Annotated in this window: 10 protein-coding genes and 1 pseudogene; 9 read left to right on the forward strand and 2 right to left on the reverse strand. The window is 69.2% G+C overall.

Annotated elements, in window-relative coordinates; genetic code table 11:
- A pseudogene (locus CF68_RS38570) lies at nucleotides 1–461 on the forward strand (FUSC family protein); the annotation flags it as partial.
- A 102-nt stretch (nucleotides 462–563) separates the two neighbouring features.
- A complete protein-coding gene (locus tag CF68_RS21835; RefSeq protein WP_013958269.1) occupies nucleotides 564–842 on the forward strand; it encodes a DUF1488 domain-containing protein in 279 nt (92 codons plus the stop codon).
- 53 nt (nucleotides 843–895) lie between these two features.
- Here CF68_RS21835 and CF68_RS21840 read toward each other — a convergent pair whose 3' ends face one another.
- Nucleotides 896–1,366, reverse strand: a complete 471-nt coding sequence (locus CF68_RS21840; RefSeq protein WP_035822843.1) for a universal stress protein — start codon at nucleotides 1,364–1,366, stop codon at nucleotides 896–898.
- A gap of 211 nt (nucleotides 1,367–1,577) precedes the next feature.
- Between CF68_RS21840 and paaA the strand changes: the two genes are divergently transcribed.
- From paaA to CF68_RS21875, 7 genes are all read left to right on the forward strand, one after another.
- The gene (gene paaA, locus CF68_RS21845; protein ID WP_035822845.1) at nucleotides 1,578–2,597 is read left to right on the forward strand and encodes a 1,2-phenylacetyl-CoA epoxidase subunit PaaA; all 1,020 of its coding nucleotides are present in this window, start codon (nucleotides 1,578–1,580) and stop codon (nucleotides 2,595–2,597) included.
- Between the two features lie 28 nt (nucleotides 2,598–2,625).
- Nucleotides 2,626–2,913, forward strand: coding sequence for a 1,2-phenylacetyl-CoA epoxidase subunit PaaB (paaB, locus tag CF68_RS21850; protein ID WP_012354162.1), 288 nt, complete (start codon nucleotides 2,626–2,628; stop codon nucleotides 2,911–2,913).
- Nucleotides 2,914–2,923: 10 nt separating this feature from the next.
- Entirely contained in the window at nucleotides 2,924–3,775 is an 852-nt protein-coding gene (gene paaC, locus CF68_RS21855) for a 1,2-phenylacetyl-CoA epoxidase subunit PaaC (RefSeq protein WP_035822847.1), read from the forward strand.
- A gap of 31 nt (nucleotides 3,776–3,806) precedes the next feature.
- Nucleotides 3,807–4,367, forward strand: a complete 561-nt coding sequence (gene paaD, locus CF68_RS21860) for a 1,2-phenylacetyl-CoA epoxidase subunit PaaD (RefSeq protein ID WP_035822856.1) — start codon at nucleotides 3,807–3,809, stop codon at nucleotides 4,365–4,367.
- Nucleotides 4,368–4,394: 27 nt separating this feature from the next.
- Nucleotides 4,395–5,483 carry a 1,2-phenylacetyl-CoA epoxidase subunit PaaE gene (paaE, locus tag CF68_RS21865; RefSeq protein ID WP_035822849.1) on the forward strand — a complete coding sequence of 363 codons (1,089 nt, stop codon included), beginning with the start codon at nucleotides 4,395–4,397 and terminating at the stop codon, nucleotides 5,481–5,483.
- Between the two features lie 192 nt (nucleotides 5,484–5,675).
- Nucleotides 5,676–6,479, forward strand: coding sequence for a DUF1835 domain-containing protein (locus CF68_RS21870; RefSeq protein WP_035822851.1), 804 nt, complete (start codon nucleotides 5,676–5,678; stop codon nucleotides 6,477–6,479).
- An 8-nt stretch (nucleotides 6,480–6,487) separates the two neighbouring features.
- Entirely contained in the window at nucleotides 6,488–7,111 is a 624-nt protein-coding gene (locus CF68_RS21875; RefSeq protein WP_035822853.1) for a TetR/AcrR family transcriptional regulator, read from the forward strand.
- Between the two features lie 19 nt (nucleotides 7,112–7,130).
- On the opposite strand, the gene kefC is transcribed toward CF68_RS21875, so the two are convergent.
- On the reverse strand, nucleotides 7,131–8,910 hold a 1,780-nt coding region (gene kefC, locus CF68_RS21880; RefSeq protein ID WP_235205850.1), incomplete at its 5' end, for a glutathione-regulated potassium-efflux system protein KefC.

Consider the following 8,910-nt stretch of genomic DNA (forward strand, 5'->3'; position numbering starts at 1 on the left):
TGCGCATCGCCGCCGGCCGGGCTTCCACCCGCGCGGAACACACGCTGGCACAGGCCGCCGGCGCGCTGGCGCCTGACTATGCCGGGGCCTACCAGCGCGTGCATGCGAGCGCGCGCCGCATGGCCGCGCTGGCCGGCGTGGTGCGCGCCGGGGTGGAGTCGGGGGTTTTCACGCTGCCCGCCGGGGCCGAAGTGCGCGCGCTCCTGATGCAACTGGAAGTGCAACTGGCCGAGCTGGCGATGCGGCCTGGCCTGGCAGACACTGCCGGCAACGCCGAGCGCCCGGCGCCGCCACCCGCTGCCGCTTTCGACGCCTTCCTGGCGGAACAGGTCGACTATGCCGCCGCGCATATCGCAGCCGCCCATGCCGCGGTGGCCGACCTGCGCACGCTGGGCGCGGCCGCGCGCAAGCCGCCGGGGCGCCGGGGCGCCGCCGGGCGCACAGCGGCTGATCGGCATTAAGGAAGAAGGCTGCCGGACAGGCCAGCGGACCGGCCGGGCTTTACGGAACGCGGCGATGGCCTATATTGATCTAATACGCCCGCCGCCAGCACGAGGCACGCCATGTCCGACATCACGTTCCCTCGCAGCCTCCCGACCTACTGCGCAGCCAGCCTCACGCTGTCCTGCCCCGCCACGGTCAACGGCAGTCCCACCTTGTATTCCGTCACCGCCGAGGCCCTCGAGGCCCATTTCGGCGCGCGTTCCCCGCGCGAGGAAGACCTGGTGGCGGCCTTCACCAGCAACCGCCAGCGCATCGAGCGCCTGGCCGAAAGCCTGTTCGAGCTCACCGAGGCGCGCGAGATCGTGCTGCGCAGCGGCCATTTCCGCTTCGCCGGCTGAATCCCGTCAGTGTCCTGACGCCCCCGATCGGGGGCGTGCTTTCATTCGGCCGTTCAGTCGGCCTTCACCTCGCCGCGCACCAGCAGCACCGGCATGGTGGACTGGCGTATCACCGCCTCGGCCACGCTGCCCAGCACCAGCCGGCGCACGCCGCGGCGTCCGTGCGTGCCGATCACCAGCAGGTCGGCGCCCCATTGGCGCGCGGCCTCGTTGATCGATGCCCCCATGTCGCCGGGCACTGGTGCTTCGGTCACCAGCCGGGTTTCATGCGCCACGCCGGCCGCGGCCAGCCGCTGCGAGGCGGCCTGCAGGGCGCGCTGGCCGCTTTCCTCGAACGCCTTCTGCAGCTGGCTCGGATCGTAGTACCCGGCATCGAACATGGGCGTGCCGGTGTCCACGACATAGAGCGCCAGCACGGTGGCGCCGCCCGGAGCCGCCACTCGGATGGCTTCGCCCAGCGCCAGGTCGGACGTGCTGCTGCCGTCCACCGCCACCACGATCTTGCTGTATGCCGCGCTAGTCATAGGTATTGCCTCCGTTGACAGGGATAGGAATCGCGGCGGTAACGCCGCCTGCCTTAGATAGTACCCGTGCGGCAGCCGCCACGTGGCGAGCAGGATCAAGCACGGCCATAGTAGCGGGCTTTCCCTTAAATTGACCGACCGGTCGGCATATATATAATAGGGCCAGTCGCTGTCCGCGATCCCGAGCGGCATTCCCGCCAGAGGAGACAATATGTACACGCAGAGTCTTGACCTGCCCGGCCAGCACGCCGATACGGCACCGGCCAGCGCGCCCCAGGACGAAGCCGCCCGCCAGGCAGCTTTCGACGCCTGCATGGCCGCCGACGGCAAGATCGAGCCGCAGGACTGGATGCCGCAGGCCTACCGCAAGACCCTGGTGCGCCAGATCTCGCAGCACGCGCATTCGGAGATCGTCGGCATGCTGCCGGAGGGCAACTGGATCAGCCGGGCTCCGTCGCTCAAGCGCAAGGCCATCCTGCTGGCCAAGGTGCAGGATGAAGGCGGCCATGGGCTCTACCTGTATTCCGCCGCCGAGACGCTGGACGCCTCGCGCGATGACCTGGTCGACGCGCTGCACAGCGGCAAGGCCAAGTATTCGTCGATCTTCAACTACCCGACGCTGACCTGGGCCGACGTGGGCGTGATCGGCTGGCTGGTCGACGGCGCGGCGATCATGAACCAGATTCCGCTGTGCCGCTGCTCGTATGGCCCGTATGCGCGCGCCATGATCCGCATCTGCAAGGAAGAGTCGTTCCACCAGCGCCAGGGCTTCGACGCGCTGCTGGCGATGATGCGCGGCACCGAGGCCCAGCGCGAGATGGTGCAGGACGCGGTCGACCGCTGGTGGTTCCCGGTACTGATGATGTTCGGCCCGCCCGACGCGGCCTCGACCAACAGCGCCCAGACCATGGCCTGGGGCATCAAGCGCATCTCCAACGACGACCTGCGCCAGAAGTTTGTCGATGCCACGGTCGAGCAGGCCCGCGTGCTGGGCGTGACCCTGCCCGACCCCGGCCTGCAATGGAATGCAGAGCGCGGCCACTATGACTACAGCCCGCTGGATTGGGATGAGTTCTGGCGTGTGATCAACGGCGACGGCCCCTGCAACAAGGAGCGCCTGGCCACCCGCGTGAAAGCGCACGAGGACGGCGCCTGGGTGCGCGAGGCCGCGCTGGCGCATGCCGCCAAGGTAGCCGAACGCGAAGCCCGCGCCAGCCGCGCCGCGGCCTGAACCCCGCGCCCGAGGACGGAGACAAACGATGCAACGCAAGGAATGGCCGCTGTGGGAAGTGTTCGTACGCAGCAAGCAAGGCCTGGAACACAAGCATTGCGGCAGCCTGCACGCCGCCGACGCGCAGCAGGCGCTGCACATGGCGCGCGACGTCTATACGCGGCGCCAGGAAGGCGTGTCGATCTGGGTGGTGCCGTCAGCGGCCATCACCGCGAGCGTGCCCGAGGAAAAGCCGGAGCTGTTCGACCCGATGGCCGACAAGATCTACCGGCACCCGACGTTCTACCAGCTGCCCGACGAAGTCAACCACATGTAAGGCCCGCACCATGACCGCGTCCCCACAGCCGACTGTGCCCGCCTCGCTCGATCACCTGCCGCCGGCGCGCACCGCGGGCTTGCGCTACGTGCTGCGCCTGGCCGACAACGCCCTGGTCCTGGGCCAGCGCAACGCCGAATGGTGTGGCCACGGCCCGGTGCTGGAAGAAGACATCGCGCTGGCCAACATCAGCCTGGACCTGATCGGTCAGGCGCGGCTGCTGTACGGCCGCGCCGGCGAGCTGGAAGGCGAGCTGACCGGCCTGCCCCGCCATGAGGACGACTACGCCTACTGGCGCGCCGAGCGCGACTTCCGCAACTGGACGCTGCTGGAGCTGCCGCACCGCGGCCCGCTGGCCGGCAACGCCGCCGCCGAGCGCGACTACGCCGTCACCATCATGCGCAACTTCCTGTACAGCGCGCTGATGGTCGAGCTGTGGGAAGCATTGCTGGCCAGCCGTGATGACCAGCTGGCCGCGATCGCCGCCAAGTCGGTCAAGGAAGCGCGTTACCACCTGCACCACGCGGCTGGCTGGGTAGTGCGCCTGGGCGACGGCACCGAGGCATCGCACGCGCGCATGCAGCACGCGCTGGAACACCTGCTGCCCTATATGAACGAGTGCTTTGCCGAGGACGCAGTGGAAGCCGAGGCCGCCTCGCAGGGCATCGGCGTGGTCACGGCCACGCTGCGCCCGGCCTGGGACGCCACCGTCGCCGAGACGCTCCACGCGGCCACGCTGGACTTGCCCCAGGCCACGAGCTTTGTCTCGACCGGCAAGCACGGCGTGCACTCCGAACACATGAGCTACCTGCTGGGCGAGATGCAGGGGCTGGCGCGGGCCCATCCGGGCGCGCAATGGTAAGCGCCCGCTTCGCGGCAAAGGGTTGACCAACATGAACGTCGCCACCCTCCCCCTGCGCAATGAGCGCGCCACCGATGGCCGCATCGCGCGTGCATGGGCGGCGCTGGAGGCGGTGCCGGACCCGGAGATCCCGGTGGTGTCGATCCGCGACCTGGGCATCCTGCGCGATGTCCTGACCGCCGCCGACGGCGCGCTTGAGATCGTCATCACGCCCACCTATTCCGGCTGCCCGGCGATGTCGCAGATCGCCGAGGACATCGGCCGGGCGCTGGACGGCGCCGGGCTGGCGCCGTGGCGCATCCGCACCGTGCTGGCGCCGGCCTGGACCACCGACTGGATCACCCCGGCCGCGCGCGAGTACCTGCGCGCCTTCGGCATTGCGCCGCCGGGCCAGTGCGGCACGCCGGCCGCGGCGCAGCCGCTGCGCTTTGTGCCTCGCGCCGCCCGCGCGGGCGCGCCCGATGTCGTGGCCTGCCCGCGCTGCGGCAGCGTCCATACGCAGGAAATCTCGCGCTTTGCCTCGACCGCCTGCAAGGCACTGTACCGGTGCCTGGACTGCCGCGAGCCGTTCGACTATTTCAAACCCTACTGAGCCCTGCCGGGCCGAAGCCAGGCTGCCATGACTCCACAGTTCCATCCGCTGCGCGTGGCGCAGGTGCGCCCCGAGACTGCCGACACCATATCGATCGCCTTCGAGGTGCCGGACACGCTGCGCGATGCCTACCGCTTCACCCAGGGCCAGTTCCTGACGCTCAGGGCGCCGGTCGATGGCAAGGACCTGCGCCGCTCGTACTCGATCTGCTCGGCGGTGCAGGACTATGACGAGCACGGCGAGCTGCGCGTGGCTGTCAAGCTGGTCGAGGACGGGCTCTTTTCCTCGCACCTGCACGACTCCATCGCACCCGGCCAGGTGATCGACGTGATGACGCCCGACGGGCGCTTCCATGTGCCGCTCGATCCCGCCGCCGCGCGCCACTACGTGGCCTTTGCCGCCGGCAGTGGCATCACGCCGGTGCTGTCTCTGATCCGCACCACGCTGCAGGCCGAGCCGCTCAGCCGGTTCACGCTGGTCTATGGCAACCGCAACGTCGACAGCATCATCTTCTCCGAGGCGCTGGAAGACCTGAAGAACCAGTACCTGGCGCGCTTCACGCTCTACCACGTGCTGTCGCGCCAGCCGCAGGAAGTCGACCTGCTGCACGGCCGGCTCGACCACGACCGAGTGAGCGCCTTCCTGCAGACGCTGATCCCCGTCGAAGATATCGACGCGGCCTTTGTCTGCGGGCCGGCCTCGATGATCGACGAAGCGGAGGCGGCGCTGCGCGATGCGGGCCTCGACCCGCACCGCATCCACGCCGAGCGCTTCGGCGTACCGCTCGCGCAGGCAAAGCGAAAGCCTGCCCCCGCCCACGCCGACCATGCCGGCACGGCCGAGCTGGTGGTGGTGCTCGACGGCAAGCAGCACAGCCTGCGCCTGCCGCTGGAAGACGCCAACGTACTCGACACCGCCCTGGCCGCCGGCCTGGACCTGCCTTTCGCCTGCAAGAGCGGCGTCTGTTGCACCTGCCGCGCCAAGGTGCTGGAAGGCCAGGTGGAGATGGAAAAGAACTACACGCTCGAGCCGTGGGAGATGGAAAAGGGCTTCGTGCTCACCTGCCAGGCGCGGGCGCTGACGCCGCGGGTGGTGGTCAGCTACGACGAACGCTGATCCGGGCACGCCGGCGCGTGCGTATTCAGACAATTGCCGACATTGGCCAGCACGGGCCGTGACTACAATGGCGGCAGGCGGCCTGCTGGCGCGATGCTTGCAGGACAGTGACCGGGCGGGCGGCGACCCCGCCTGTCGCATCGCCGCCGCGGCGGTGCCAGCGAACCGTCCCACCCATATACAATCACGGCCATGCAATATATCCACGTCGTCAATGGTGATGTAGCAGGCACGACCCTGCGCCAGGCCCTGGCCCAGGCTGCGCGGCCGGACCCTGTCGTGGTGCTGCGCGACGACCTGGCGGTAGGCCCGCTGGCCGACATCGACAGCACCGGCCTGATCCGTTCCGGCTTCTGGCAGCGAGTCGCCCCCCATACCGACATCGATTTCGGCGCCGAGATGCGCCAGGCGCTGGACCAGCTCCAGGCACTGCGCCAGGACGACATGGAAGTGGCCATCTGGCACGGCCAGAGCGCGGCCGACCAGCTGATGCTGCGCCGGGTGGTGTTCCACCTGTACCAGGCGCCGCAGCGGATCAATGAAATCGCCATGGACCTGCGCGAGCTGGAAATGCCTGCGCAGGGCAACCTGGCGGCAATCGGCATGTACACGCCCGCGCGGCTGGCGCGGCGCTTTTCCACCATCGCCCCGGTTTCGGTGCTGCGCCTGGGCCGCCTCGGCTACGAGTGGCAGCAGAACGTCAAGGAAAACGCCGACGTGCGGCTCTGGAAGGGCAACACGCTGGTGCCGGCGGCTTACCACACCGTCGACGAGACCATCATGGAACGCGCCCCGTCCGAGTGGACGCCCGCGGCGCAGATGGTGGGCAGCGTAATGGGCGCGATCGAGGGTCTGCTGGCCAGCGACTGGTTCGTGTTCTGGCGCTGCCGCGAGCTGATCGCCATGGGCCAGCTGGTGCTGCGCGGCAATGCTGACTCGCTCGATACCTGCGAACTGCGCCGCCATATCGGCAGCGGTGGCACCGGCGGCGAATAAACGAGAATATGGCCCGTACCAAGGCACCCGATTTCGAGGCGCAGCGCGAGCAGATCCTGGACCTGGCCGCCGCCGCCTTTGCCAACAGCAGCTACCCCAGCACCTCGATGGCCGACCTGGCCGCCGCCTGCGGCACCTCCAAGGCGCGGCTGTACCACTATTACGAGAGCAAGGAAGCGATCCTGTTCGACCTGCTGGACCGCTACACGCGCCGGCTGATGCTGCTCGTCACTGAAGTGGAGGCCGACGCCGAGCGCCACGCGCGCACCGACAAGGAAGCCTTCGGCAACCTGATCCGTGCCTTCCTGGCCGAGTACGAGACCTCGCAGACGCGCCATGTCGCGCTGATCAACGACGTCAAGTTCCTGGCCGAGACCCAGCGCGACCTGATCCTGGGCCGCGAGCGCGACGTGGTCGCGGCCTTCTCGCGCCTGCTGCGCCGGGCCTACCCGGAGCGCGTCACGCGCGAGAACCAGACCGCGCTGACCATGACCATCTTCGGCATGATCAACTGGACCTTCACCTGGCTCAAGCCGGGCGGCCGGCTGTCCTATGCAGCGTTTGCCGAGATGGTGGTCGACCTGCTCGAAGGCGGCCTGCCCGGCCGGGCCGCGGCCGCGGCCGCGCGCTGACGCGGCACCGGCCCGCCGCTCACATCCACTCGGCCTCTTCGCGCTGGCGCCGCTGCTCGCGGTCCTGGCGGAACATCTCTTCCAGTTCGTCGCGCGCCTGGCGCGCCAGCGAGACCAGCTTCTTCTGGTCGGTGTAGTGCGGATAGAAGCGGTCGATCGCCTGGATGTTGTGGCGCCGGAAACGCAGTGCCACGTTGCGGGCCTCGGCCGGATCGAAGCCCAGCCCCTCCAGCACGCGGCGGCCCAGCATCAGCGAGCCCTCGAACATCTCGCGCTCGAACAGGTGCACGCCGCGGTCCTTGAGCTGGTAGACATGCGACACATGGCGCGCCCGGGCGTAGATCTGCAGTTCGGGAAAGCGCTGGCGCACGCGGTCGATCAGTTCCAGGCCTTCGTCCATGCCGTCGATGGCGACCACCAGGATGCGCGCGTCGGCAATGCCAGCGGCCTCCAGCAGGTCCAGCCGGGTGGCGTCGCCATAGAAGACCTTGAAGCCGTACTGGCGCAGGAACTCGATCTGGTCGGGGTCGTGGTCCAGCACTGTCACGCCCACGCCCTGGGTGTACAGCAGGCGGCCGACGATCTGGCCGAAGCGCCCGAAGCCGGCGATCAGCACCGGATTGTGCTGCGGCGTGATGGCCTCGTCCGGGCGGGCCTTGCCGCTGCCCAGGCGCGGCGCCACCAGCCGGTCATAGGCCAGCAGCAGCAAGGGCGTGGCCACCATCGACAGCGCCACCACCAGCACCAGCAGGGCTTCGGTCTCGCGCGGCAGCAGGCCGGCGGTGCCGGCCACGCCGAACACCACGAACGCGAACTCACCGCCCTGCGAGATCAGCAGCGCAAACAGCAGCCGCTGCCCGCGGGCGATGCCGAAATAACGCGCCAGCAGCGCCAGCACCGCGGTCTTGGCAACCACGAAGGCGGCCACCAGACCCAGCACCAGCCAGGGCGAGTGTGCCAGCACGGCAAAGTCGATCGACATGCCGACGGCCATGAAGAACAGGCCCAGCAGCAGGCCCTTGAACGGCTCCAGGTCGGCCTCGAGCGCGTGGCGGTACTCGGAATCAGCCAGCAGCACGCCGGCCACGAAGGTGCCCAGCGCCATCGACAAGCCCACCGCGTCCATCATCAACGCAATGCCCACCACCAGCAGCAGCGCAAACGCGGTGAACATCTCGCGCATGTCGGTGCGGGCGATAAAGCGCAGCGCCGGGCGCACCAGGTAGCGGCCGCCGACCACCACCGCACCGATCACCGCCACCGCCTTGCCTGCCGCCAGCCAGCCGGCCGCGCCCGGACCCGCGCCTGCGGCGCCCTGCGTGGCCAGCAACGGCAACAGCGCGATCATCGGGATCGCGGCGATGTCCTGGAACAGCAGGATGCCGAAGCTCGCCGCCCCCGCCGGCGTGCCGAAGAGGTTGCGCTCGGTCAGCGTCGCCAGCGCGATCGCGGTGGACGACAACGCCAGTCCCAGGCCCGCCACCAGCGCCACCTGCCACGGCGCGCCCGCCAGCGCCGCCACCGCGCCGATCACCAGCGCGCAGGCGGCCAGCTGCGCGCCGCCGTAGCCAAAGATGCTCCGCCGCAGCGCCCACAGCTTGCGCGGCTCCAGCTCCAGGCCGATGACAAACATCATCAGCACCACGCCGAACTCGGAGAAATGCAGGATCGATTCGACATTGGTCACCAGGCGCAACGCAAACGGCCCGATTGCCGCCCCAGCCAGCAGATAGCCCAGCACCGCGCCCAGGCCGCCGCGCCGCGCCAGCGGCACCGCCACCACCGCCGCCACCCGGAAC

It is taken from the genome of Cupriavidus sp. SK-4 (assembly GCF_000611125.1).
GTDB classification, from domain to species: domain Bacteria; phylum Pseudomonadota; class Gammaproteobacteria; order Burkholderiales; family Burkholderiaceae; genus Cupriavidus; species Cupriavidus necator.

Coding starts and splice junctions, on each gene's coding strand:
- CF68_RS21835 (WP_013958269.1), top strand. CDS start 564: ATGTCCGACATCACGTTCCCTCGCAGCCTCCCGACCTACTGCGCAGCC.
- CF68_RS21840 (WP_035822843.1), bottom strand. CDS start 1,366: ATGACTAGCGCGGCATACAGCAAGATCGTGGTGGCGGTGGACGGCAGC.
- paaA (WP_035822845.1), top strand. CDS start 1,578: ATGTACACGCAGAGTCTTGACCTGCCCGGCCAGCACGCCGATACGGCA.
- paaB (WP_012354162.1), top strand. CDS start 2,626: ATGCAACGCAAGGAATGGCCGCTGTGGGAAGTGTTCGTACGCAGCAAG.
- paaC (WP_035822847.1), top strand. CDS start 2,924: ATGACCGCGTCCCCACAGCCGACTGTGCCCGCCTCGCTCGATCACCTG.
- paaD (WP_035822856.1), top strand. CDS start 3,807: ATGAACGTCGCCACCCTCCCCCTGCGCAATGAGCGCGCCACCGATGGC.
- paaE (WP_035822849.1), top strand. CDS start 4,395: ATGACTCCACAGTTCCATCCGCTGCGCGTGGCGCAGGTGCGCCCCGAG.
- CF68_RS21870 (WP_035822851.1), top strand. CDS start 5,676: ATGCAATATATCCACGTCGTCAATGGTGATGTAGCAGGCACGACCCTG.
- CF68_RS21875 (WP_035822853.1), top strand. CDS start 6,488: ATGGCCCGTACCAAGGCACCCGATTTCGAGGCGCAGCGCGAGCAGATC.